Source organism: Lysinibacillus sp. NPDC096418 (assembly GCF_044762775.1).
In the GTDB taxonomy this organism is placed as follows: Bacteria; Bacillota; Bacilli; order Bacillales_A; family Planococcaceae; genus Lysinibacillus.
In genome coordinates, this window is record NZ_JBIWEY010000008.1 from 59,565 (window position 1) to 83,055 (window position 23,491).

At 34.8% G+C, this 23,491-nt stretch carries 26 protein-coding genes and 1 other annotated feature (1 of these 27 running past the window's edge); of the genes, 11 read left to right on the forward strand and 15 right to left on the reverse strand.

From position 1 onward, the window contains the following. Nucleotides 1-95: 95 nt before the first annotated feature. Nucleotides 96-740: an alpha/beta fold hydrolase gene (locus tag ACIQZG_RS09250; protein WP_402754888.1), complete on the reverse strand. Its 645-nt coding sequence runs from the start codon at nt 738-740 to the stop codon at nt 96-98. 277 nt (nt 741-1,017) lie between these two features. Next, nucleotides 1,018-1,236, reverse strand: coding sequence for a tautomerase family protein (locus tag ACIQZG_RS09255; RefSeq protein WP_402754889.1), 219 nt, complete (start codon nt 1,234-1,236; stop codon nt 1,018-1,020). 109 nt (nt 1,237-1,345) lie between these two features. Here ACIQZG_RS09255 and ACIQZG_RS09260 point away from each other — a divergent pair, with 109 nt between their 5' ends. From ACIQZG_RS09260 to ACIQZG_RS09270, 3 genes are all read left to right on the forward strand, one after another. Then, nucleotides 1,346-2,149, forward strand: coding sequence for an SDR family NAD(P)-dependent oxidoreductase (locus tag ACIQZG_RS09260; RefSeq protein ID WP_402754890.1), 804 nt, complete (start codon nt 1,346-1,348; stop codon nt 2,147-2,149). 64 nt (nt 2,150-2,213) lie between these two features. Next, nucleotides 2,214-2,783, forward strand: coding sequence for a TetR/AcrR family transcriptional regulator (locus ACIQZG_RS09265; protein WP_402754891.1), 570 nt, complete (start codon nt 2,214-2,216; stop codon nt 2,781-2,783). Between the two features lie 20 nt (nt 2,784-2,803). Next, nucleotides 2,804-3,196, forward strand: coding sequence for a DUF5367 domain-containing protein (locus tag ACIQZG_RS09270; protein WP_402754892.1), 393 nt, complete (start codon nt 2,804-2,806; stop codon nt 3,194-3,196). 141 nt (nt 3,197-3,337) lie between these two features. On the opposite strand, the gene ACIQZG_RS09275 is transcribed toward ACIQZG_RS09270, so the two are convergent. After that, the gene (locus tag ACIQZG_RS09275) at nt 3,338-5,032 is read right to left on the reverse strand and encodes a methyl-accepting chemotaxis protein (protein ID WP_402754893.1); all 1,695 of its coding nucleotides are present in this window, start codon (nt 5,030-5,032) and stop codon (nt 3,338-3,340) included. A gap of 846 nt (nt 5,033-5,878) precedes the next feature. Continuing rightward, nucleotides 5,879-7,273: a UDP-N-acetylmuramoyl-tripeptide--D-alanyl-D-alanine ligase gene (locus ACIQZG_RS09280; RefSeq protein WP_402754894.1), complete on the reverse strand. Its 1,395-nt coding sequence runs from the start codon at nt 7,271-7,273 to the stop codon at nt 5,879-5,881. A gap of 151 nt (nt 7,274-7,424) precedes the next feature. Between ACIQZG_RS09280 and ACIQZG_RS09285 the strand changes: the two genes are divergently transcribed. Beyond that, on the forward strand, nt 7,425-8,630 hold the full coding sequence (locus ACIQZG_RS09285; RefSeq protein WP_402754895.1) for an ATP-grasp domain-containing protein: 1,206 nt from the start codon (nt 7,425-7,427) through the stop codon (nt 8,628-8,630). Nucleotides 8,631-8,757: 127 nt separating this feature from the next. Here the strand turns inward: ACIQZG_RS09285 and ACIQZG_RS09290 are convergent, their stop codons facing one another. Beyond that, on the reverse strand, nt 8,758-10,917 hold the full coding sequence (locus ACIQZG_RS09290; RefSeq protein ID WP_402754896.1) for a YheC/YheD family protein: 2,160 nt from the start codon (nt 10,915-10,917) through the stop codon (nt 8,758-8,760). A gap of 112 nt (nt 10,918-11,029) precedes the next feature. Next, a complete protein-coding gene (locus tag ACIQZG_RS09295) occupies nt 11,030-11,500 on the reverse strand; it encodes a hypothetical protein (protein WP_402754897.1) in 471 nt (156 codons plus the stop codon). Nucleotides 11,501-11,672: 172 nt separating this feature from the next. Here ACIQZG_RS09295 and ACIQZG_RS09300 point away from each other — a divergent pair, with 172 nt between their 5' ends. The 3 genes from ACIQZG_RS09300 to ACIQZG_RS09310 are packed head-to-tail and all read left to right on the forward strand — an operon-like array spanning nt 11,673 to nt 13,620. Then, on the forward strand, nt 11,673-12,191 hold the full coding sequence (locus ACIQZG_RS09300) for an RNA polymerase sigma factor (protein WP_402754898.1): 519 nt from the start codon (nt 11,673-11,675) through the stop codon (nt 12,189-12,191). Beyond that, entirely contained in the window at nt 12,169-13,239 is a 1,071-nt protein-coding gene (locus ACIQZG_RS09305) for a sigma factor regulator N-terminal domain-containing protein (protein WP_402754899.1), read from the forward strand. Before ACIQZG_RS09300 ends, ACIQZG_RS09305 begins: the two co-directional genes overlap by 23 nt. 12 nt (nt 13,240-13,251) lie before the next feature. Beyond that, the gene (locus tag ACIQZG_RS09310; protein WP_402754900.1) at nt 13,252-13,620 is read left to right on the forward strand and encodes a hypothetical protein; all 369 of its coding nucleotides are present in this window, start codon (nt 13,252-13,254) and stop codon (nt 13,618-13,620) included. Between the two features lie 53 nt (nt 13,621-13,673). Here ACIQZG_RS09310 and ACIQZG_RS09315 read toward each other — a convergent pair whose 3' ends face one another. The 5 genes from ACIQZG_RS09315 to ACIQZG_RS09335 form a co-directional block, all read right to left on the reverse strand. Further along, complete coding sequence (locus tag ACIQZG_RS09315) at nt 13,674-14,009, reverse strand: DMT family transporter (RefSeq protein ID WP_402754901.1); 336 nt, start codon at nt 14,007-14,009, stop codon at nt 13,674-13,676. 15 nt (nt 14,010-14,024) lie between these two features. Beyond that, on the reverse strand, nt 14,025-14,351 hold the full coding sequence (locus ACIQZG_RS09320) for a DMT family transporter (RefSeq protein ID WP_402754902.1): 327 nt from the start codon (nt 14,349-14,351) through the stop codon (nt 14,025-14,027). Continuing rightward, the gene (locus ACIQZG_RS09325; protein ID WP_402754903.1) at nt 14,348-14,887 is read right to left on the reverse strand and encodes a TetR/AcrR family transcriptional regulator; all 540 of its coding nucleotides are present in this window, start codon (nt 14,885-14,887) and stop codon (nt 14,348-14,350) included. The genes ACIQZG_RS09320 and ACIQZG_RS09325 overlap by 4 nt, the downstream gene beginning before the upstream one ends. A gap of 221 nt (nt 14,888-15,108) precedes the next feature. After that, nucleotides 15,109-15,321 carry a helix-turn-helix domain-containing protein gene (locus tag ACIQZG_RS09330; RefSeq protein ID WP_402754904.1) on the reverse strand — a complete coding sequence of 71 codons (213 nt, stop codon included), beginning with the start codon at nt 15,319-15,321 and terminating at the stop codon, nt 15,109-15,111. Between the two features lie 11 nt (nt 15,322-15,332). After that, complete coding sequence (locus tag ACIQZG_RS09335; protein ID WP_402754905.1) at nt 15,333-15,971, reverse strand: DUF2975 domain-containing protein; 639 nt, start codon at nt 15,969-15,971, stop codon at nt 15,333-15,335. 149 nt (nt 15,972-16,120) lie between these two features. On the opposite strand from ACIQZG_RS09335, the gene ACIQZG_RS09340 reads away from it, so the two are divergent. Together ACIQZG_RS09340 and ACIQZG_RS09345 are read left to right on the forward strand one after the other, a co-directional pair. Continuing rightward, entirely contained in the window at nt 16,121-16,822 is a 702-nt protein-coding gene (locus ACIQZG_RS09340) for an ABC transporter ATP-binding protein (RefSeq protein ID WP_402754906.1), read from the forward strand. After that, entirely contained in the window at nt 16,812-17,561 is a 750-nt protein-coding gene (locus ACIQZG_RS09345; RefSeq protein ID WP_402754907.1) for an ABC transporter permease subunit, read from the forward strand. Before ACIQZG_RS09340 ends, ACIQZG_RS09345 begins: the two co-directional genes overlap by 11 nt. A 108-nt stretch (nt 17,562-17,669) precedes the next feature. On the opposite strand, the gene ACIQZG_RS09350 is transcribed toward ACIQZG_RS09345, so the two are convergent. Then, complete coding sequence (locus ACIQZG_RS09350) at nt 17,670-18,314, reverse strand: methyltransferase family protein (RefSeq protein WP_402754908.1); 645 nt, start codon at nt 18,312-18,314, stop codon at nt 17,670-17,672. 22 nt (nt 18,315-18,336) lie between these two features. Continuing rightward, nucleotides 18,337-19,134: a MerR family transcriptional regulator gene (locus ACIQZG_RS09355; RefSeq protein ID WP_402754909.1), complete on the reverse strand. Its 798-nt coding sequence runs from the start codon at nt 19,132-19,134 to the stop codon at nt 18,337-18,339. Nucleotides 19,135-19,567: 433 nt separating this feature from the next. Here ACIQZG_RS09355 and ACIQZG_RS09360 point away from each other — a divergent pair, with 433 nt between their 5' ends. Continuing rightward, the gene (locus ACIQZG_RS09360) at nt 19,568-20,386 is read left to right on the forward strand and encodes a purine-nucleoside phosphorylase (protein ID WP_402754910.1); all 819 of its coding nucleotides are present in this window, start codon (nt 19,568-19,570) and stop codon (nt 20,384-20,386) included. A 24-nt stretch (nt 20,387-20,410) separates the two neighbouring features. Here ACIQZG_RS09360 and ACIQZG_RS09365 read toward each other — a convergent pair whose 3' ends face one another. Continuing rightward, nucleotides 20,411-20,962, reverse strand: coding sequence for a tetraspanin family protein (locus ACIQZG_RS09365; protein ID WP_402754911.1), 552 nt, complete (start codon nt 20,960-20,962; stop codon nt 20,411-20,413). Nucleotides 20,963-21,548: 586 nt separating this feature from the next. On the opposite strand from ACIQZG_RS09365, the gene ACIQZG_RS09370 reads away from it, so the two are divergent. Next, complete coding sequence (locus tag ACIQZG_RS09370) at nt 21,549-21,716, forward strand: hypothetical protein (RefSeq protein WP_402754912.1); 168 nt, start codon at nt 21,549-21,551, stop codon at nt 21,714-21,716. 375 nt (nt 21,717-22,091) lie between these two features. On the opposite strand, the gene ACIQZG_RS09375 is transcribed toward ACIQZG_RS09370, so the two are convergent. Beyond that, complete coding sequence (locus tag ACIQZG_RS09375; RefSeq protein ID WP_402754913.1) at nt 22,092-23,258, reverse strand: MFS transporter; 1,167 nt, start codon at nt 23,256-23,258, stop codon at nt 22,092-22,094. Between the two features lie 59 nt (nt 23,259-23,317). Then, nucleotides 23,318-23,491 (reverse strand) — a binding site (T-box leader); it runs 75 nt beyond the window's last position.

Below are 23,491 nucleotides of genomic sequence, written 5' to 3' on the forward strand. Positions count from 1 at the left end.
TTCAAGCAACATATTCCTTATGTTAATTAACAACAATCACGATTAATAAAAATGAGATGTTCACAAACGAATCAAAAAATATAAATGTAAGGTTACTAAGAAATAATCGTTTCACCTTCAATGTTTATCAAAAATTCATTGAGGATGGACGCCAATATTTCTGGGGCGTCCACATTTATTTCATGACCTGCACCCATAACTGTCTGAAGTTCTGCTTTTGGGATTTGCTCTGCTACCATCTTCGCTGCCCTTCTATTCGCTTTGTCTTTTTCCCCACATAAAACCAAAGTATTGCATTGAATCCTTGTTAAGTCTTTACTAAAATCTAACTCCATCATCGAACTTGTCAACAGAATAAAATCATTTTTGCTGGACCCAAGTTTCTGGAAAATAGACTTTGGCATAAACCGAAAAATAACATTTTGAAATTTTAATAACAGTTTTGGCATTTTGTATTGTGGCGCCATTAAAACCAGAGATTGAATTTTTTCAGGATGCTCAATCGTGTAGTTCAATGCAAGAACTGCTCCTAGAGAAAGTCCTAAAAGGGTGACAGGCTCTGAAAATCCTTCCATATATTCAGAAAAAGCGAGGTATAGATTGTTGTAAGTCGGTCTTTTATCTTTCAGAAGATCAAACAAATCAAGATGTGATACTTGAGTTGTTTTCTCCATAAACGATATAGTTTTCTCCCAACTTGAAGCATTTTGCCCCAAACCATGAATGAAGATGTATCTCATCGAATTACCCTCCGAAAATTCAGATAAATTTAGTATTATGTATAAACTTAATCATAACTATGTTCTTAATAAATATGCTACACATTTCATAATGAGCTAAATTGCATTAGAAAAGAAAATACTATGCTCATATACTACACATAATATTCTCTTATTTCTTATGTCTAATTAAATATTTAAAAGTTCACTGGGTTTTCTTATGCTCTATTTCAAGGGATTTCTATATACTTTATCGATTGCTCTTGATCCGTTACTTAAAAGGCTTTTTGTATATATACTACTCGCTTCCCTCCTTCCCACAGCCTTCACCAAATTTCACAGCATGTAGTTCACCACTTGAAGCCCAGTTCTCTCTTTCGTATTCATCAAAAATAACAGTGACCCATTCTTCTTTGACATTAAATGTTTGCACAGCTTCCCTCGTAACCGTTTCTACAAACTGCTGCTTCTGAGCAATTGTTCGACCTTTTGCCATTTGCACTGTAATGATTGGCATTTACGCTCCCCCTATTACTTTCTATTAAACAATATAATCATTTTACCATTTCTAAATATTCAGATAAACAGTCCGATATTATAGTTATCTCAACGAAAAGGAGAAGACTATGAAAAATCGAACAGTTCTACTTACTGGCGCAAGTGAAGGTATTGGCTATGAACTGGCTAAGCTATTTGCTACTAACGGCTATAAGCTTGTTTTAGTTGCACGTAATCATCAAAAGTTACAGGAGGTACAACAAGAGCTCGGTTACCTAACAGATGTAATGATTATTGAGAAAGACTTATCACTAATAGACGCAGCACAGCAACTTTATAATGAAATACAATCTTCTAATATTCAAATCGATGTACTTGTAAATAATGCAGGTACTGGTTTACAAGATCATTTTCATCACCTATCTGCACAAGAGCAACTTCGCATGATTCAATTAAATATCACAACGCTAACACAGTTAACCCACTTGTTCGTACAAGATATGTTGAATAACGGCTATGGTCGGATAATGAATATTGGCTCCATCTCCTCTTTTATCGCAACACCTAGTATGGCGGTGTATGGAGCAACGAAAGCCTATGTACTATCTTTTTCAGAAGCGTTAAACACTGAACTCCGAAACAAAGGTGATTATGCAGTAACCGCGATTTGTCCTGGACCTACGAAAACAAATTTCGCAAAGAATGGAGATATGAAGCAACTTGGTGAGCTAGTCAATTTAGTTGGTGTACGACCTGAGAAGGTAGCTAAAGTTGCTTTTAAAAGCCTCGAAAAGAAAAAGACATATGCCATTCCAGGTAAACGTTATGGGTTACTATTATTGGCTGCTAAATTTATACCTAGACGTGTCTTACAGTTTAGTATCGCCGCTATTACTTTGAACAATAAACATTCAGAAACTACACTTAAATAAAAAGACAATATTTTTTTGTTTAAAGTTAGTTAGCTGACTAACTAAAAGAAATGGAGGACATATAATGGCAAAACCAACTGGCGTGGCAAAAGTAGATTTATTAGTGGCCGCCAAGCAATGTTTAGTAACTAAAGGTATTGAGAAGTTTACTTTGAAAGCAGTTGCAGAACAGGCTGGTGTGACACAAGGAACCATCTATTATCATTTCAAAACAAAGGAGCAAATTTTGCTTGAAATCATTCAATCTATTTGTGAAAACACATGGGATGAACTGTTAGCAAGTGATCAGCAAATAATTCAATCAGCATTCCTATCTGCGAAAGACCGTTATGAAAATAAAGAATTTTATCGATTGTTTTTCACATTAATCGTACTTGGTTTTAACACGCCCCCTATTAAGGAGCAAATCGGACAAATTTTAGCGAATGAAAATGAAAGGTTATTTCAAGTGCTTTCTAAGTTATGGGATAAATCCCCAATTAACGGTGTATCAATGGCAACTTGGAGCATCTTTATTAATGCACTTATAGATGGGATTGCCATGCAAGTCGTTATGAACGACGATTTCCCAGTGGATTCATTTTATGAAGAATTAGAAAAAATCTTAAATACACTTTATCAATTAGGAAAATAACTCGTTAAGGAGGAATTCAAATGCGATTCTTTTTATTATGGGGTTTTATTGTTTGGTTAGGTGCGAGTGCTATTTTTAGAATTGTTGGTCAGTACTTTTTCGTACTTGATAGACCTTTGCTAATGATAGCTTCATATATTTTTGTTATACCACTTATTTGGGTACTTACTGTCCCTATTTATTCTTTAATGAGAATTTCAAATGGTGCACAACGTCTACAAGCAGCAATCTATGTTGCACTACCAGGAATGCTTATAGATGCAATAGTGCTACTTTATTTTGATCGTATCTTTACAAATTTATCTACTGAATTAGATCGTTATTTTGCCTCATGGCTCTTATGGGCGTATACACTTATTCTATTAACCGGGTTTATAAAAAGAGATGAAGCGACTCAAAAGTGCAAAACATGATTCCTATATTCTACTTATTAGCAATAATGACAAAGGCATCGAGAATGGACTTCTCAATGCCTTTTGTCATTTTTGCTTTATTGTTTATAGCGGAAATCAAAGGTCTTATTTATCATTCCTTTATCACCGCACATATTCACTTTACAACTTAAATTTTCGTACTTGATTATTTAGATTTTCTGCCATGATCGCTAATTGTTCGGTGCTATTCGCCACTTCTTCCATCGTACCTACTGTTTGCTCGATTGTTGCAGATGTTTCCTGCACACCTGCCGCTGATTGTTCAGAAATCGCTGCAATTTCATCGATAGAACGATTGATTTGTTCCGTAGTCGTCGCGATTCCATGTAGATTGCCAGTAATACCTTGAATATTACTAAACATACTATTGACTGCTGCTGCAATGTTTTCGAATGTTCCGCTCGTATCGGTAATTTGCACTGTTCCTTTTTTTACTTCCTCATAGCCTGTTTGAAGCGAGGATGTAACACCGACAGTCTCATTTTGAATACGTGCCACAATTGATGAAATATCTGTCACCGAGAACGATACTTGTTCTGCAAGCTTGCGTACTTCATCTGCCACTACAGCAAAGCCTTTACCTTGTTCTCCTGCTCTTGCCGCTTCTATCGCCGCATTTAACGCCAGTAAATTTGTTTGATTTGCAATACTATCAATCACTGATACTAATTTTGAAATTTCCTGTGATTGCGTATTCAAGCCTTCAACTTTCGACACTGCCTCTTGGACGATTCGATCAATGGCAAACATTTGTTGCGTTGATGAATTCATTAACTGTTGACCAGCTTTTGTTAATTGTAATACTTCTTTTGAATGCCCTTCCAAACTAGTACCTTCATCTGTTGCTTGCTGGACATTAACTTTAAAGTTTTCAATAATTTGTGCTAAGTCGCTTGCACTGTTTGCCTGTGATTCCGAGCCATCAGCTAACTCAAGCATCGTAACAGCAATTTGCTCTGCGCCTGTTTTAACTTCAACCGAAGATTGCGCTAACTCTTCACTATTTGCTGCGACATTTCCAGAAACCTCATTGATGGAACTTAATATATCATGCAGTTTGCGATTCATCTTATTTGCCGATTTTACAAGAATCCCAATCTCATCATGCGTTTTTTCTGGTAGTGGTGGTTGGCTAATATCGCCCTCTGCCATTGCTGATAGTCTCTCAATTACTGCTTTAATCGGATTTGCAATTAATCTAGCCGAAACGAAAGCAATTACTATTGCCAGTATAGTTGTTAACGTTCCTACTAATAAGCCCACATTAGTAGACTTCTTGGATTGAGCAATCATCTCATTCCCTAATTGATTAATATTAGCTTCCCTTTCCAATGCCAGTTTTTCATAGCCTACTCTTACCTCTGTAGCAAGTTCGTCCATAGAATTTAAATTTTGGATGGCTTGCTCTACATTCCCCTTATCGTACTCATCAAATACATCTGTTTGAACAAATTTTCGCCATTCTCTTGCTTTCTCCACCAATGTTGCTAAATTCTTAGCTTCTAACAATTCGACTAATACTGCATTATTTTTTTCAGCAATTTCTATATAGCGTTGAAATTCTTCTTTATGTTTAATATCTCCTGTTAATACATAACTCTTTGCTGAAGTTGTTCGAACACTAATTGTTGAAGCAAGCTGTTCACTTGCAGTTAATATCTGCAGTTCTTTTTCTACAATCTCTTCAACTGCAGAAATGACTTTATTATTTACATAATAGCTGTATGTATTAAAACATGCGATTAATAATACTACGATAAAAAAAGCACTTAAAATTTTTGCCCTAATTGTTTTGAAACTAAACCACTGAAACATACTACTTACCTCTTTCTTATGTCTACTTTGTGAAAAAAATAATCAGGTGTGTTGTTTAACTGATTTTAATCATCGCTATTAAAGCGGGAAGCTGATTTCCGTTATGGAATGCCCGTTTTCCGCGGGCAAGCCCCCTCTTCTACAATCAACTAAATTTATTGTAATATTATTTATATCGAGTATAAAAACAATTAATTTACAGGTAGCACACAACCCAATATTCCCCTAATTAACACACCTGATTAATAATAAAACTTCACAATTTCGTCTAAATGGCATTATTTAAATTACAATTTAAATATAACATATATTACCTATCGCTAATATAACGCTATATGTGCATTTCATTTGCTATTCTACCCGAAGTGATTCGTAAAAAACATGCTTAATTATGCATAATTCGCCCGAAAAACTTACGATTATATTATGTTTATATCTTTATTTGATATCCATTTTTTAACAATACAATTACTTTAACATATTATTAACTAGTGATAATATTATTTATACATTTTATTCCCATAATAATCAATAGTTTCTACTATTAAGCAAAGATGACACAAAAGAAAAAATAATATGCTGAGAGCACTTTGAATATCTACCTTTCACCATATAAATTAGGGAGTTGTTCTGCTCAAAGAAACTTATTGGACATCCCTTATACCATCTCTTAAAGAAGAGACAAAAACAAAAAATTCATGCTCTTTCTTAGGAGTGTCACGTAGATTTTTTTAAAAAGTATAGTCCTTGTAAATTTTTTTAAGGGTTGTCGCCTACAACTACATTGCTAGCGACATAAAATTGCTCCAACTCCAAAGTTGTATGCTTCTCTTTCATGCTCGTTTTCTAATCAGCATGAAAAAACGGCTTTATCTTTAATTTTTCAGCTAATTCGAACATATGCTTACTGTACATATCTCCTTTTATGAGTACTATGGTATTTTCATCTATTTTGTCACGCAATAAACGATACAAGAGGGTACTATTATTATTTTTGTAAACGGTTCCCTTGAAACCTAATTTAACTGCATGATCAGCTATTAAGCGAGCTTGCTCACCAATTGTAATAAGCACATCAACTCTGCTGCGATGAATCAATTCCCCTGCTTGCTCGTGAATTTTATCACTCCAAGACCCTAAATCTGTCATTGCTCCAATAATTGCTATTCTTTTTTTACCATCGCCAAGTGAACTCAACACCTTTAATGCCGCTTCTAAAGAAGTGGTCGTAATACTCCATGTATCATCTAAAACCATTGATTTATTAATGCCTTCAAATAACTGCAATTGCATACGCATCTGGCGGAATGATTGCAATTGTTTCGCCGCTTCTGGAATCGTTACACCTAGTTCATATACAGCTGCTAGCGCTGCTAATGCATTATAGACTTGATGCTCCCCAAATCCCGGCACAAAAATATCATATGTCTTATTTTTGTGATGTAATGTAAATCGCATACCATGTTGATAGTAGCGAATATGACTTGCTCTAAATTCACAAGATGCATGTTTACCAACTGTAATAATAGTTCCTCGGAACTTCGACACATCAACTTTCTTTGTATTAACATCTTCAGCATTGAGAATTAGGGTACCAGAAGGATGAATAATGTTCACCATTTCTCCTTTAGCCTGAATATAGCCCTCCAATGTTTTGCAGTAATCTAAGTGATGTGCTCCGATATTCGTAATAATGCCGATTGTCGGCTTGAAATATTCACCTGCACTACTTACATCACCTGGCGAGCCAACAGCTGTTTCAAAAACGGCTGCTTCGGTTTCATCCTCAATGTTGAGTAAATACTGTAAATGAGCTGTACGGGAGTTACTACTTTGAGTAGTTGCCGTCACCTTTTTCTTAGCTGAAAGTATATGTTTGATCATCTCCTTAGTCGTAGTTTTTCCAGAAGTACCGGTTATGGCTATGACCGGAATATTAAATTGGCTACGATAGAAATGTACAAACTTCCAATATGCATCTTCCACATTTGCTACTTTAATGAGGATTACATGCTTAGGGAGTTCATTTTGTCTATAGCTCCAATCTGTTACAAGAACTAGAGGAGAAAAGCCTTCTAGACTTTTCCAGTCTATTATTCGCCTACTTGTAAAAAATGCGGTGTTTGGATTTTTTACTTGCTTCAGTCGATATGCACCGTACTGGATAAGTACTTCATCTATCCCTTGCTCCATTTTACCCGCAATAATTGCTGTTAGTTTCTTCACCGAAAGTGGTTTCATATCAAATTTCTCTCCTTTCTTTTCTACTATATGTACCTCGCTAAAAGTTGATTGGATGTAGACATGATACATATCTAGAGAAAAACTATTTCTTCGCATACTAATAAAATGTGTATGCAGAATCCAATTACCAATTGAAGGAGAGATATAGTTGAAATCAATTATTTTTATAGGCACCAACAAATCCGGATCAAGCCGTGAAGCAATAAGGGCAGCAGAGAAATTGGGTTACTTGACGATACTTTTCACAAACAATGAAAAGCAATTACAACAGAGAAAGGCCTATCCAGATATTCACAAAATGATTTCCATCGACATTTCAAATATAAAGAAAATGAAAATAGAAATTCGTAAATTGATAGATACTGGATTAACGATCAAAACAATTGTTAGTTTTGTAGACCCTTACGTTCACGTTGCCTCTACTTTATGTGATGAATTTTGTCATAACTATACGTCGTCAAAAGCCATTGAAATGATGGAAGATAAAGAGGAAACAAGAAATTTTTTAAAAGACCAACCTTACTCACCTAAATATTTTTCGATTAAACCTAAAGAATCACTTCCTACTAATATTGAATTCCCACTAGTGGTCAAATCACCAAAATCAACAGGTTCAAAAGATGTACTGTTTGCTGCCAATAAAAACCAACTCACAAAGCACCTTCGATATCTTCAAAGCAAAAATCCACGAGAAACAATTATGCTTGAAGAATATCTTGAAGGCCCACAATATTTAGTAGAAGCACTCGTCTATAAGCGGCAAGCTCATATTATGGGGATTATTGAACAGGAAATTACCCAAGGTCAACGTTTTATCATTACTGGTTATGGTGTACTCGCAGAAGTTTCGACTGAACTTAAAGCAGGTCTTGAGGAAGTACTCCATTCAATTGTCAAAGCATTTGATATAGAGAACGGTACACTGCATCTAGAACTTCGGTTGACTGAACATGGCTGGAAGCTCATTGAGATCAATCCAAGAATCTCAGGGGGCGCTATGAACAACATGCTATATGCCGCATTCGGAATAAGTTTAGTAGAAGAAACACTTAAATTATTTTTAGGAGAAGAACCGCATATCGAGCCAAGGCATAGAAAGTTTATCTTCACAAAATATGTAATTGTTGAGAGGAAGGGTATTTTAGAAAGAGTGCTTGGCAAGACAAAAGCTACGAATTCAAAAGGTGTTTTAACAGTTTATGTGAAGCCTAAAAAAGGAACATTTTTAATCCCGCCATTATCCATGGGTCATCGCTATGCATATGTTATTGCAGAAGGCGACACGTTAGTTGAGGCTAAAAACAACGCCACAAATGCTGCAAAGGAAATTAAGTTCATTATGAAGGCCGTATAAACTTACGCAATCTGCAAAAGTACTCTCTAAAATACTTAAAAATCCTTCTAAAAAAAGCACTGCATTTCCCTACAATTCAAAAAACCGAAGTATCTGCCATAAGGGTAGTAGCTTCGGTTTTTTCACTTTATGCTCTATATGTCTCATCTAGGAATTGGACAATATCAAACATATTTGTTTTACTAGCACCCTTTACGAGAATGGTGTCATTTTGGCGGATGATTTTCTGTAATAACGCATCTAATTCTTCTTTATCTGTAAAATGATAAATATTTGAACCATTCATTCCCCTTGCTCGTGCTGCTGCTCCTATCTCTTCTGTTCTAAATCCATAGGTTATGAGAATATGAATGTTTTGCTCATAAATATATTCGCCAACTTTCCGATATTCTTCTTCTCTTAAATCGCCTAATTCTCGCATCTGTCCGATGATAGCAATTTTTCGTTTCCTTCCGATATTCGAAAGCACATCAATAGCAGCCCGTACGCCTTGAGGATGTGAGTGAACTGTATCATCAATAACCGTAATTTGATCTCGGCAATGATACAAAGTTAATCTTCTTGGTGGTTTTTTGAAATTTAGACCCGCCTTAATTTCTTCTGGGCTAAATCCTAGATAATCTGCAACAGCAATCGCATTTAGTGCGTTGTAGACATGATGTTCTCCTAAGATTGGAATGAACAATTCAATTTCTTTCCCTTTTAGCTTCATCTTAAAAGACATACCTTCATCTTTATAGCGAATACTATACGCCCTATAACTCGCTGTAGAATGGATACCAACTGTTAGTAGTTCTCCATTAAATTGCTTCATCGATAAATACCTCGAATTATCGTCATCCTTATTAATGACAAGTAATCCCTTTTGGTCCATTCCATGAATTAGTTCTGATTTTGCCAGTGCCACTTTTTGAATATCACCATCAAAGTTCCCCACATGTGCAAGACCAATATTAGTCACGATACTGATATTTGGCTTAATGATACTACAGTGATTTGTAATGACCCCAGGATAAGCCATCCCGTATTCAAGAACAACTGCATCATGGGATTCATTAATCTCTTCAGCATGTAGTTTGGTATGTTCTGTTGTATTCCAATAGTCTTTTGACTCAAACACATTCCATTTCTCAGATAGAATAGATGCAAGAAATGCCTTAGTTGTCGTTTTTCCTGCACTTCCGGTAATGGCGATGATAGGTCTTGCGCTTAAAAATTTGTTTTTTCGTTCCATAATCTCATTTTTTATTAGTTCTTGGTTTTCTGCTAGATATTTGGCATATCGAATGGTATGAACAACGACATCTAATTCTAAGTAAAATGCAGGTGGACAACCAGGACGCCAATTTACTTCATAGATCCAAATCTTTTGATGCTCATCTAAGCCTACGTCTATACCAATTTCATCAATAACCTCTCCAAATTGAACCATTTGAAGTTCATCTAAATGTTGCGCTAATGATAATGAAAAATGCTCTAGCATACGCCGAATATTATAGGCTTCTTCTTTAAACTCTAGCTCCAAGAATGGATCTAAATATTGCGTAAAACCACCATTATTTATATTAGGTATTATGGAACCTTTCGGCGCAATTCGTGGATAAATCGTTGTTACAATCCATTTCCCCTCCCCATTTTTTTGTACATGGAGACGAAAATCATAGACTTGACCTGTTTTCATCTTTGATTGAATATATGGTTGCATGATCAACGTTCCTGTAGAAATTTGCTCATATAATAGTTTATCTAACTTCGGTTTCGAGTAAACATTAATTTCAGTATCCTTCCTGACCTCAAAAGAAGTGCCTATTTTCGAAACAAAATAAATTTCCTTTCCTTTTCTTCCATCAATCGGTTTAAACACGACTTTATTGTAAGTTGTAATATACTTGTGAAATGCCTCGACGTTACTCATGATTTCTGAAGGAATTAAATAGTTGGCAAATTCTTTTGCTTCTTTTAATCGTTCCGAAACATTCCATTTATTACCTATAGAATGTGTTGTAAAGGGTACTTCCTTTTTCAACTTTTCAATAATTTCTTTTGATGCGGCTAGTTTTTCAGGGCTCCCCGCATTATAAACCACATCAGGAAAAGGCATAACTTTTTCTTGCCATTGCCCCTCTTCATATACTTGCCCTCTTATAGTACGGCCCTCAAAGTTTACATTCTTCGGTGTAAAGTAAAAAAATTGAGCGCCTTCTGCTCTTGCAACGGCTGCATATGCAAAAGATTTAATCACTGTTTTAGGATCTAGACGGTGGTGCAACATTCCAATAATCACCATTCATTGACCTTCCTTTCATTCGAATCTTTCTATTACATTCAGCCAATGCATTCTGTATATGGACAGATGCTCTAGTTTTGCTGTTATTTTAGTAGGTTCCATTAGTCCCTCATTACCATTTAGGCTCAATAATGATGTTGTTTTTTAACAAGTCTGGACTTAAACGTTGAATAGCTACGATATCGCATAATTCAATGGTCCTTTTAGATGTTGTTCTTTCTAATCTCACAACATCTACTATTGTATTTGTAAGATGCCCCTCATGATCGATACCACGTAATAACGATACCGTCACACAGCAGCTTTCTTTATCGATAGATTCTATACGAAAAAACACTGTCTCAAATTGCAGTGTTTTATCTAATGATTTAAAAAGATCGCCTTTGTTTTTTATTAATAATAAAGGAATCGTATCTCCCCCAATAACCTCCACAAGGTATTGACCAAAATATTTAGATTGATAATTTGATATCAAATCCTGGAGTGCTATTAAATCGCATAGCGCTTCATATAAACAATATTTACTTCCCCTTTCCACGCTCAACTCCCTTTCCTCTAATCCAATTAAACGATTCGTATACATAGGAACAATACCAAAAATATTTATTCGAGACCTTTCTCGTTATAATATGTATGGCTAATGAATATGGCGCTTTTTTGCGCCGCGTAATTATTTAGAAAAATTACGGTAAAAATATGTAAATTTATTGTTTACCTTTTTCTAGGTTAATCGTTATCTAAGTAGGAGGGTTGATATGAATGAGAAATTTGGCAAGCAATTACAGGAAAAACTAAGGACCATTCAGTTTACTTTACTGAAAATGGGCGCGAATACACAGGATGCAGAAGATATTTTGCAAGAAACGGCCTATCAATTCATCAAATACATAGATGGCATTGACGCAAAATACGCAGAGGCTTGGTTGTATCGAGTCGCTATTAATAAGTACTACGATTCACTCAAAAAGCAAAAGCACGCCAACCAGTATTTTCTATCGTTTAACTTGCAGGATTTATTAGATGAACAAACACCTGAGCAATACGTGCTACAAAAAGAACAATTGGCCACTGTTCAACAATGCTTAAACAGGTTACAACCAAAAGAAACGGAGTTACTACTATTGAAATATAGTGCTGACTTATCGTTAAAAGAAATTGCAGTACTTTTCGGTACTACCGATAAAACAATCAAAACGCTACTGGCGCGCGCAAAGAAAAAATTTAGTGACATTTATCAAAAGGATGGTGGCTATGGAGAAAAATTCAATATTTAATGAAGATCCAACATTTCAAAATTTAGTTAGGACTGCAAAACGAAAGTCGTTAAAACGTATAATTTTAATTTCATTTTCAGTAACTGTTAGTATAGCTCTACTTGTCTATGCTTTTATTGCTCTGGGGCAATATTTCATGTATAAGGAGATGGATAAGCAATCCACTCTAAATTATCTAGAAAGCACATTTACTGGTGCGAATTTACAAGTTAACAGCACGAGTTACGATCATTTCTTTTTAGCTGGTAACACAAAATCACCTATATACAAAAATGTCAATGGTCATGAAGTTAACTGGGGAATCAGGGAGCATTTTTATACCATTTTAGGAACAAAGGCACCTGTAAACAACAGTCATTCTAGCAATGGTTACCGTAATAATCAGCGGGTACTAAAATTTTATCCGTATACTGAATCTAAAATAGAAGATGACCTAGATTATTTAAAAACTTTACCTCCCTTTTATAGTGTCGAGGTAGGCCTGTCTTTTACAAAAGAATTAACAATTGATGAAATGGCATCCAAATTCCCAACAGCACAATGGGCATGGATACTTCAAAATGGATTACTTGAATCTATAGATGAGCAGAAAAAAGAAGCGCGAAAATGGGAAAAGCAACTGGCTGAACAGCAACAAGAAACAAATGTCGATCTTTCGAAAATGCCGAAAATGAATTATGGATTAGTCTCTGGTGATAGTGCTTACGGCTTCCAAATTCTTAATAACCCAGTTATCACCAACGAACCCTTTCATTCTGCCGAATCCTTTTTAGATCAAGTAGATATGTATGCGCACGATGAAAAAGAAGCACTCAACATTTTACGAAAAAAGATGGAGACACGAGATAAAGACACAACAGGCTTAAACATTCGCAATCATGAAAAAATGTATGAGGCAGAGCTTTTAAAAGCAACAATTGGCGATGTTGATGGCCATTCTTTAAAAGTCGGTGGTGTCGTGTTAACAGGTACACTTGAGGAAGTTTTACCCTACTTAGAAAATGATATCGTCCATTATGTTAGTGCCGGTGTTATTTTACCTTACTAAGGAGGAATCAAGATGAGGGCTATTATCTATTCATTACTTATCGCAGCTCTATTCACTGGCTCATTTCTAGCAATTCATCAAACACTTCCTAGCATTCTGTTGCAAGGAGTTGCTAATCTTACAGCATTACATCTTATCGCATTGCTGATTGTGCATTTCACACAAAAACATCGAAGAAAAAAGATTAGCATTTATCAAACTGTCTTTACGATCATTATTTTACTGCCTGTATTTGTAACAATGACTGAACTACTTCTTGATGCACCTAGGCAAGCAATTGTTGCACGATTTTTATATGGCACGCCTATTAGCTATCTAGTCCTTTTTATTACCGTATTATGTTCAATTCGTGTGTATAAGTTTATGGATTCTATCAATTAAACAAAAACGTCCAAATTCATCGAGATTTTGGACGTTTTTTTCTATTCGATTTTTTATGAAGTTGCCTCATTTTGATTGCCATGATTCAAGAGAACAACGCCCCCGATAATAAGGGAGATCCCTATTGCTGAATAAAGATTAAAAACATCTCCCCACAAGACGATTCCCACAATGACAGTTAACACGGTTCCTACACCTGACCAAATGGCATATGCAAGACTTAAAGGTACCGTCTTTAAACATAAGGACAAACAATAAAACGAAACTCCATAACCGATAGCGACACCTATTGAAGGAGCGATTACTGAAAAACCATCTGAAAGTTTAAGCATCATTGTCGCCAATACTTCACTAACAATTGATATTGCTAAAAATACATATCCTTTCATCCCTTAAATTCCTCCTTAATGTGCACCGCCAGCAAGATTGAGAACGACCACGCCAACAATAATCATGGCAATCCCTAAGAACTTTTTCACATTAAAATGTTCTTTATAAAAAATGACTCCGACAACCGCAGTTAAGGCTGTACCTAACCCTGCCCATATAGCATATACTGTGCCAATCGCTAATGATTGCAGCGTTAAGGATAAGAAGTAGAAAGCAGTACCATATCCAACAACAACACCAAGCGTTGGCAGCACGCGTTTAAATCCATTTGTCAGTTTCAACATCGAACTCGCAAAAACTTCTGCAACAATCGAAATCATAAGAAAAACCCAAATACTCATGAAACATTGTCCTTTCTTGTCATCTCTAATAATTGTTCAAAGACCTGTTCTGCTATTTCTTCAGAAACAGGTGCAATATTTAATAACTTCGAATAATACAATCCATCAATCGTTAAACGAATCAAATGCACACTAGATTCTTCAAGCCCATCGTTCATCAAGTCCTCTAGGAAGCATTCATAGTCGTCGGTCATTTTTGTATACTCATTTTGCATAATTTGAATGGCAATATTCAAACGGGCCCCTTCCATTAAGTCCTTCCTAGAGCCAACTATAAAACCCCTCGTTAATCTACCAGCACCTTGCTCTTGGCTTGCTATTGCTTTATAGGATTCCATAACCTCTTCCATGATTGTTTCTGCAATGGCTGATTGAAGGGCGTCTTTCGTCTTAAAATAATAAAGTAGCCCCCCTTTACTAATCCCAGCCTTCCCTGCGACACCTTCTAGTGTCAAAGAGTTCAAATCATTTTCTTGTATAAGTCGGATTGCTGTATGAATAATTAGTGCTCGTTTTTGACTTGCTTTTGAAGACACATCATTCACCCTCTCTTGCGACAATACTAGTTATTCCCTTCAAACGGAGGTCTTTTCTAGGTTATCAGACATATTTTTCAATTTATCGAACTCATTCAAATTTTTATCGACATCTCCACAAATAAAACCGTCCAGACGGTCTTTTTATTTTATGTTTCATACTTTTAAAAGTCAACAAAAACAACGAAGTCCCAAATAGTAATCACTATTTGGGACTTTTGTTATTGTTCATCATCAGCGTACTCTAAAATATCACCTGGCTGGCATTCTAGTGCCTTGCAAATCGCATTTAATGTGGAAAAGCGAACAGCCTTTACCTTGCCCGTTTTCAAATTAGATAGATTGACGATTGATACATCTACCTTCTCTGCTAACTCACTTAGCTGCATTTTCCGATCGGCTAGCATCCGATCTAATCGAATAATAATTGTCATTTCTTCACTTCCTAAACTGTTGCATCGTACTCATCTTGTAAAAAAGCACCATATCGGAATATACGTGCAATCGTCCAAATGATTAAGCCCGTAAATAATAATGTCCAATTAATACCGCTAAATTGATAATTTACCCCCGCTACCCAATCGGTACTTAGTAATAGGGTATCCAAATGGACGAGGTGACCTATTGTATATGAAATGTACGTGTGAAACACCCCTACTGTCAAGCTTAACAAAAGAATACTGTAGGCAATCCACTCAATTTTTTTGCTATTGGCTTTGGTGAAAATATCACCACCACTCAAACTACCTAATAATCTTCTCACTTGCACCACTATAAATAATAATATCCCCATGTAGATAGTAGCAACAGCTATTAATTTTACGACATCCTGTTTTACATATCGAATATTATTTGCTTCTTGATCTGCTAATACAATTTCCATCCCATTAAAGTTAACGGCAGCTGATATCGTCCCTTTATCGATTATGCTGTTAACGGTCTGCTCAGGTACAATCATTGCCCCGGCAAGTACACACCCCATGATGACAACACCAAATATCGCCACTACCATAATAAACGTGAAAATTGCACGTAGTCCTTTGGTTAAAAATATAAATTCTTTATTTTGAATTGATTGATCCATAAAAACATCTCCTCTCTTACCATTTATTATACACTTAGTTTTATCCTTTTCAATAATTAATTAATGTTTATCGTTAAATTTTTATTGATTTATTTTAATTCAGACTTTATAGTAAAGCGTATCCGGATAATACAAATAAGGAGGTCATTATGAATAAACAAATTTTAAAAATTGAACAGGTTTCGAAATGCTTCAAAGGGCAAGTTGTCTTACAAGACATTACATTCACCCTGGAACAAGGCACAATTGTCGGACTACTTGGAGCGAATGGAGCTGGGAAAAGTACCCTGATGAAAATAATTTCAGGTTTACTAAAAGAGGAATCTGGAAACGTACAACTTCTTCAACATGCCCCTTTTTCAGAGTGGCATCGTCTTTTCAATCAAGTTGGGATTTTACTAGAACCAGCAATTCCAAACTATCTTACTGGCCAAGAATTTTTAAAACAAATGGCTATTTTACGTGGCGAAACGTTAGTTAATATTGCTGAGATCCTAAAACAAGTGGGCCTTGAACAAGCTGGGAAAAAGAAAGTAAGCCACTATTCTTTTGGCATGAAGCAACGACTCGGTTTAGCTGCAGCTCTCATCGGCAAGCCAAAATTTTTAATGCTCGATGAACCCTTTGTCGGCTTAGATCCCCTTGGCATCGGGCAACTCCAAAATATTTTAAAGTCCATGGTCTCAAAAGGCACAACTGTTTTACTATCAAGTCATCAACTAGCAGAGCTTGAGCCTCTTGTTGACCGTATTCTATTCTTGAGTCAGGGAAAAATTACGCATGATTTACTTGCAACAGAAGAGATTGACTTACAACAACTCTTTAAGGAGGACATTCTCTATGCTACGTGAACTGAAGGTTGAGCTTAGAAAATTATTATTCCGATGGGATTTTTATATTGCAGGTATTATTCTAATTGGTATTACCAGCTTTTTTATGTATCAGTTGTCCGCAGAAGGTTCTTTTATAAAGATTGAATCCGGTCAGCGTATGGAACTCTCGTTAAACAATATAGTGGGTTCAATTTTTAGCATGAGTCAACATCTTGGCTTAATTGGCATTATTTTAGCTATTCTTTGCTGGAATACATTTGGAAAAGAAGTCGACCATCGGAGTTTGACTACGTATTTTTTGCATAGTCATAGTAAATGGAGATTGATGTGGAGTAAAATATTAGTCATGTCAATTGCAATAAGTATCCTTTTGAGTGTATCTGTTCTTGCCATGCTTGCGATTTATTTCATCTTTCAACCTGAGCAAATACACTTTGCTGGTACTTTGAGTGACTACCAATTATTATTGCAAAACCTATTATTAATCATGTTGTTTGCCATCCTCTTTATCTCATTAGCAGCCGTGATTGCACTCCGTTTCGGTTCAATTGGCGTATTACTCTCGACGATTGGTTTATCTATTTTGTCTTCTATTTTTAGAGAGAATCGCTTCATTCGCGATTTTTTGCCACTGAATTTAACGGATACAATGAATGAAATATCTTTTATTGAAAGTACTACACTATTAATAATCTATATCGTCGTTGTCCATTCGATTTTATGGATTGTTACGAAAAAAAAGGAAATCGTCGCATAGATTAACAGCACTAAACAGCTACCTTCCCTATTGAAAGTAGCTGTTTTCTAATAGTTTGTTGAGGGAAACATAAAAACAGAGTTAATCTTCAAGTAAAACCAAGATGATTCACCAAATAAACGGAATTAATTTTTTTGTTTTCTTTTTGTATGCTGTAAATTGTTCTCCATATTTAGTTTGTAAATAGTCATCGGATTTTGGAATATAACCAAAAACAAATACTAATAATAGAAAAAGAGGAATCAGTAAGCTATAAATATTATTAGATATTAGCGCTAAACCTAGTACCCAAAGGCAATCTCCAAGATAATTAATATGAATGGCATGTTTAAATAGCCCGCCTGTATACAACTTCCCTTTATTTGCTGGATTGTCTTTAAAAGGTTTTCTAAGCAATTCTGATGCAGTATTTAATATACTGCCTACTAAAAACAAGACCCAGCCCATAATCAGTACTATTATGTTTGGCTCTTGTTTACCGATTATTAATAAAATGGGGAAGCCTAAATAATAAATTCCAAAAGCTGCACTGTTCATGATGGCCTCTTGCCAACCAATTCCTCTAGGCAGCCAAATAAACATCATAGCTGTTAGTCTAACTGTTGTAATGATTAATGCGATAAAAAGCCCGATTGAAATGGCTGATTTTTCATATACGATGAACAGTAAATAATATGCGATGATTAAATATATAATTTCAGCACAAAAAATCAATATTTTTTCTTTTATAGTTGGTTTGTGTATACCATACATGGTGATATGCTCCTTCTTGTATTTATTTTATCGGGAAATATATTTCTATAATATTATGTTCCTCTAATGTCGTATGAGGGTCCGTTTGATAAACTTCAAATGGAGCACCATTCAGTTTATAATGATTTTCTTCAATCCATGCATGTAACTTTGCATGAATCGAAGGTAATTCATCATATGAACCAATTAGCGTAGCCCTTGCACAAAGACCAGGGTTAAAAACTATTGTTTCATTTGTGGCTTCTACAATGGGAATCGCAATTTCTACGTCATAATTTTCTGGTACATATGAAGTACTATGAAAAATAGCAAGCGGTTTAGCTACAGGTGTTAATTTTTCGAAAACTACTTTACTAAACAATTCATTAAAATGTCGTAAAAAATTAGAGATATTAATTTGTTTTCTCTGCGATAAAATATTGAATGGTAGATGATCGACAAGCTTAATGTCAATTTGGTCTAGATAATCCATGATGCTTCTCTCTTCTTCTAAAAGTTGAATATCAAGTTCTAATTTCTTTAATAGAGAAGAATAATAAGTAATCTGTTGCGTTAGATTTTCTTGTTTGGTTTTCATTTTTGTCTGAAAAAAATCTACATCGTGCCAATTCATTAAAATAACCTTTATTTCTTCAAGTGAAAATAAATATGTTTTTAAACGTGAGATCAATAATGCTGTTTCTACTTGTGGAGTATTATAGTAACGATAGCCGGTCTTAGCGTCTGTAAAAGCAGGCTTGAGAAGACCAATTTCATCGTAGTAGCGCAGCGTTTTCAGAGTTAGATGCGAGATTTTTGAGAACTCCCCAATTGAAAGCATACTAATCACCTCCTGTTATGTGGTACTTTTAATATAGAGTCTCCTGTTAGGGTAAGGTCAATCAAAACAGGAAAATTTTATTAATGAACATATTATATAAACTAAAAATCACACCGATTTCTTGGTATAAGGTATAAGTAGAAAGGCCACATTAAGTTGGTCAACTCGATTTTCAAATCCGTTAAAAATATTCAAATTTCACAAACATTACAAAGGACTAACCTGACTGAATTTAAGCAAAATTCATAATAATTTTCGTTTTTTTAAGTATTGACATTCCAAATTTTGTTCTATTTACATTGGTAATAAAATCAATTAAACTTCTATTGGTGAAGTATTGAGAAACACTAATCCTACAATAAAAATTCATACTTCAACTTTTTGACTAGTAGCAAATTAGTTCAAGTAACGATCATTTAAGGAGGCATTATTAATGCACAAATTACAAGATATTTCAGAAACTAAAGATTTCATCATGAGCAAGACAAAATATCGTCCTTCGATTGGTTTGATTTTAGGATCAGGTTTAGGTTCACTTGCTGATGAAATTGAAAACCCTGTCAAAATTCCTTATAGCGAGATTCCACACTTTGCAAAGTCTGAAGCAATTGGTCATGCAAACGAATTAGTAATCGGGGAATTAAAAGGTAAGACAGTAGTAGCTATGAAAGGTCGTTTCCATTATTATGAGGGCTTTTCATTATCTGATGTAACTTTCCCAGTACGTGTTATGAAGGCGTTAGGTGTTGAAAACCTAATCGTTACAAATGCTGCAGGTGCTATTAATACAAGTTATACCCCTGGAGATTTAATGTTAATTACGGATCATATTAATTTGGTTGGTTCAAATCCATTAATCGGACCAAATAATGATGAATTAGGAACTCGTTTCCCTGATGCTTCTCAAGTTTATAATCTTGAATTACGTAATATTGCTACTAAAGTCGCTAAAGAGCAAAACTTTAGTTTAAAAGAAGGGGTTTATGCTTGGTCTAGTGGACCAGTTTATGAAACGCCAGCTGAAATCCGTATGATGCGTACAATGGGCGCTGATGCTGCAGGTATGTCAACAGTTCCAGAAGCAATTGTGGCTATTCATGGAAACATGAAAGTACTTGGCATTTCTTGTATGACAAATATGGCAAGTGGCATTTTAGATCAGCCATTAGCACATGATGAAGTTATTGAAGTGGCGGCTAAAGTTAGAGAACAATTTGTCGGGTTAATTAAGGGTATTTTAGAAGAAATGTAATACAGTCAAAAAAGTAAAGAGAGTCTAGCTCTCTTTACTTTTTATTCCTCTTTTTGCAAATGTTCCATTTTCAGAACTAACAACATAGCTCCCTTTTTCTGTGTAAATGTAATACACACCAAATTGACCTGCTTTTTCATTTTTAGGAGGGTTTAAAATTGATTCGCTGGTTTCCTCTTCAATTATCTTTTGCGCTTCTTTATAAGTGATATTTGGAATTTCGCTAATAATTAATGCCAAAATAATAGCAATGCCAATCGGGAATATGACAAATATTCTTCGTTGCGTATTCTTATCTTTTTTAAAACCCACTATCGTTAATACTATGCCTATAATTATAAACGTCGGCCCACTATTAAAAGTAGAATTTACACCCATATAAATAGTTCTCAAATAAAATAACCAGATTCCAATACCAATAAAAGACAAGTTGAAAACAGTTACTATTGTTTTTTTCAAATAGTAACGTCTCCTTTGATGGAATCTGTCTTCTTTTTGATAATGCTCTGATAAAAGATCTCTATATCCTCTATTCATTTTTAGCCATTTTGAAGTATTCTCTTTAATTTTCGCCACATCTCTCCCCCTTTGTTCGATATACCTCTAACAACTGCAACACAAATTGGAAATTAGGTATCCTGATAATAGGTAATACTGCTAATTTACAGTTGACTTTTACTGTTCTTTTTAGACCCATTTCAAGGAAGTAAAGCTTACTAAATGAACAACAGCACCCAAAAATAGTCACATTAATTTTTATGAATACTTTGATAAGATTGATTTTTCATAAAAAATCCACATTTGTTTTTATCTTATTAATATTTACCCTGGTTGAGCTCTAATGTGGCAGATGATCATTTTAAAACCCACAGTGGTGAATCCCTTATTAACTCTAACTTACAAGCATTCTTCTCCATGTGCGGAGTATTTATCTATACGGTTGTTCTTTATTTATTTTTAGATATTGCTAGAACGATTAAGCTTGTAAAAAATGAACATTGGGCGATATTTTGATCCAGGAAACCCGAAAAAACCACCTAAAATGAATAATTGTAAAAATATTACATTAATTATATTTGCATTCCAGTTATGGTTGGTATAACCTAGTATATAGACATTCTATTTACAAAGAAAGTCAATATAGATTAGGAGTGAATATAACATGGCAAAAAAAATCAAGAAAAACAAAGTTAAAGAAGAGGTACTAGAAAAGAAAGCTAAGAAAAAAGCAGACAAAAAGAAGCTCGAGAAAAAGTTAGCTAAGAAAAAAGTGGAAAAGAAAGTTTCGAACAAAAAAGCTAAGAAAAAGAATAGTAAAAAAGCGGCTTAACATCAAAATTTAGTTAGAGATTGTTGACCAATGTTTAAATAGTGTGGTGGATAATATTCAAACATCTAAATCACTTTTCAGTCACTTGGCTCCAGCTTTTTTTCAAGCAGGAGCCTTCTCATTTATGGTTCTATAAACCGATGCAAAATATGGCGCGTTCAGATAGTTTATGATTTAGTTCAGTGTAAACCTCTGTACTTTAAATGTTTCTCCCTCAACATCCATTCCTTCATATCAACATTGTAAGACACCTTAGACACAAATCCCCACTTATTATTAGGTTGCTGCTACCAAAGTATTAGACTTAGATTAGATCCTTCTATACTATTTAAAATCTCCACCTTCTATATGCGACTATTGTTTAAACCTTAAATTCTAATTATCATTATTAAATACGAAAAAGATAGCTATTACGATAACAAATAGCATTGCTACACCAAATAAAATAATTATTCTTATTGAAAGTAAATTAGTCAGTAGACCAAAAAGTAGAATGAATATAATGGAGCAACTTGCCTCAATTAAAGCGAAAATACTTGAAAACCTACCTAGGATATCTGTTGGTAACACTTGCTGAATATACGTTAAAAATCCGATATTCACAAATGCATTGGCAAAAGATATGATGAAAAATCCACAAGATGCCATCCACCACTCGTTCGATATACCAAAAATCAAATAACCAACTGTTGTCATCACAGCACCATATTTTAGACAATAAATAGGCCGAAATTGCCATTTTGTATTAAATAACGAACCGAGTATGAAACCAATACCCGCGATACTTACTAATAATCCGTACTCAGATTCACTAAAATTTAATGACCTTATTGCAAATGAAGCTTCAAGAGAATCTAAAACAGTCATAAAAACAATAAAAATACTATTTAATATATAAACTAAACTAAATATATAAGCTTTTCTAGCAAATGAGAAAACCACCCGCCAATCATTTTTCACTACATCTATCGATACTATCTCCCCTTGTTTCTGCATAATTTTTACATCTGGTAATCCAAAAAGTAAGAGCGCTGAAAAAACTAATGCAACACTATTTATCAAAATAGCCAACTGTGGACTGCCGATGAAAAATAGCCCTCCAGCAATACTTGGGCCTAAAATAAAACCTGAAGATTGCACAACATTTTTCCATGCATTAAATCGTTGCTGTTCAGCTTTATCAATAAATTTAGTCATGTAGACAAAGGATGCGTTTGAGTAGATTGCAACGCACATATGAATGACAAGGGAGAAGCTATAAATTAAAAATATATTCGTAGTAAAAACAAGAACTAGAACTAAAGAAGCACGTAGAATATCTAAAGCTATAAGTAACCTTTTGACATTCATCCGATCAATAAATGTTCCTGCCCAGCTATTTGTTATTAAAATAGCAATTGGTATTAACAAATATAATATACTTACCGCAAAAGGAGAATCTGTTAACTCTAGTACGATTAAATTGAGTGCAATAAAATAAACCCACTCGCCAATATTGGCTATTAACATACTACTTAATAATTGTATTTTTCCATGTGTCATATAGTTTACCCCTTTCCATATTAGGACAATAAAAAAATTCCATCCCTAAGATTATTCATCTTAGGGACGGAATCGACTATACGACACGTGTTGCCACCCTTTTTTCGCGTAGATATCACTATCTATCGCCTCAATCAGTACAAACATACTGTTTCTCTATAACGGGAGACCCCGTCGTATCATCATTCAAATGAAATCCTATACGCTACTCCAAGACTTGCTTCAATCTGATT

Bases quoted from the DNA above. Each gene is read 5' to 3' on its own strand.
- ACIQZG_RS09250 (WP_402754888.1), bottom strand. From the start codon at position 740: ATGAGATACATCTTCATTCATGGTTTGGGGCAAAATGCTTCAAGTTGG.
- ACIQZG_RS09255 (WP_402754889.1), bottom strand. From the start codon at position 1,236: ATGCCAATCATTACAGTGCAAATGGCAAAAGGTCGAACAATTGCTCAG.
- ACIQZG_RS09260 (WP_402754890.1), top strand. From the start codon at position 1,346: ATGAAAAATCGAACAGTTCTACTTACTGGCGCAAGTGAAGGTATTGGC.
- ACIQZG_RS09265 (WP_402754891.1), top strand. From the start codon at position 2,214: ATGGCAAAACCAACTGGCGTGGCAAAAGTAGATTTATTAGTGGCCGCC.
- ACIQZG_RS09270 (WP_402754892.1), top strand. From the start codon at position 2,804: ATGCGATTCTTTTTATTATGGGGTTTTATTGTTTGGTTAGGTGCGAGT.
- ACIQZG_RS09275 (WP_402754893.1), bottom strand. From the start codon at position 5,032: ATGTTTCAGTGGTTTAGTTTCAAAACAATTAGGGCAAAAATTTTAAGT.
- ACIQZG_RS09280 (WP_402754894.1), bottom strand. From the start codon at position 7,273: ATGAAACCACTTTCGGTGAAGAAACTAACAGCAATTATTGCGGGTAAA.
- ACIQZG_RS09290 (WP_402754896.1), bottom strand. From the start codon at position 10,917: ATGGTGATTATTGGAATGTTGCACCACCGTCTAGATCCTAAAACAGTG.
- ACIQZG_RS09295 (WP_402754897.1), bottom strand. From the start codon at position 11,500: ATGTATACGAATCGTTTAATTGGATTAGAGGAAAGGGAGTTGAGCGTG.
- ACIQZG_RS09300 (WP_402754898.1), top strand. From the start codon at position 11,673: ATGAATGAGAAATTTGGCAAGCAATTACAGGAAAAACTAAGGACCATT.
- ACIQZG_RS09305 (WP_402754899.1), top strand. From the start codon at position 12,169: ATGGAGAAAAATTCAATATTTAATGAAGATCCAACATTTCAAAATTTA.
- ACIQZG_RS09310 (WP_402754900.1), top strand. From the start codon at position 13,252: ATGAGGGCTATTATCTATTCATTACTTATCGCAGCTCTATTCACTGGC.
- ACIQZG_RS09315 (WP_402754901.1), bottom strand. From the start codon at position 14,009: ATGAAAGGATATGTATTTTTAGCAATATCAATTGTTAGTGAAGTATTG.
- ACIQZG_RS09320 (WP_402754902.1), bottom strand. From the start codon at position 14,351: ATGAGTATTTGGGTTTTTCTTATGATTTCGATTGTTGCAGAAGTTTTT.
- ACIQZG_RS09330 (WP_402754904.1), bottom strand. From the start codon at position 15,321: ATGACAATTATTATTCGATTAGATCGGATGCTAGCCGATCGGAAAATG.
- ACIQZG_RS09335 (WP_402754905.1), bottom strand. From the start codon at position 15,971: ATGGATCAATCAATTCAAAATAAAGAATTTATATTTTTAACCAAAGGA.
- ACIQZG_RS09340 (WP_402754906.1), top strand. From the start codon at position 16,121: ATGAATAAACAAATTTTAAAAATTGAACAGGTTTCGAAATGCTTCAAA.
- ACIQZG_RS09345 (WP_402754907.1), top strand. From the start codon at position 16,812: ATGCTACGTGAACTGAAGGTTGAGCTTAGAAAATTATTATTCCGATGG.
- ACIQZG_RS09350 (WP_402754908.1), bottom strand. From the start codon at position 18,314: ATGTATGGTATACACAAACCAACTATAAAAGAAAAAATATTGATTTTT.
- ACIQZG_RS09355 (WP_402754909.1), bottom strand. From the start codon at position 19,134: ATGCTTTCAATTGGGGAGTTCTCAAAAATCTCGCATCTAACTCTGAAA.
- ACIQZG_RS09360 (WP_402754910.1), top strand. From the start codon at position 19,568: ATGCACAAATTACAAGATATTTCAGAAACTAAAGATTTCATCATGAGC.
- ACIQZG_RS09370 (WP_402754912.1), top strand. From the start codon at position 21,549: ATGGCAAAAAAAATCAAGAAAAACAAAGTTAAAGAAGAGGTACTAGAA.
- ACIQZG_RS09375 (WP_402754913.1), bottom strand. From the start codon at position 23,258: ATGACACATGGAAAAATACAATTATTAAGTAGTATGTTAATAGCCAAT.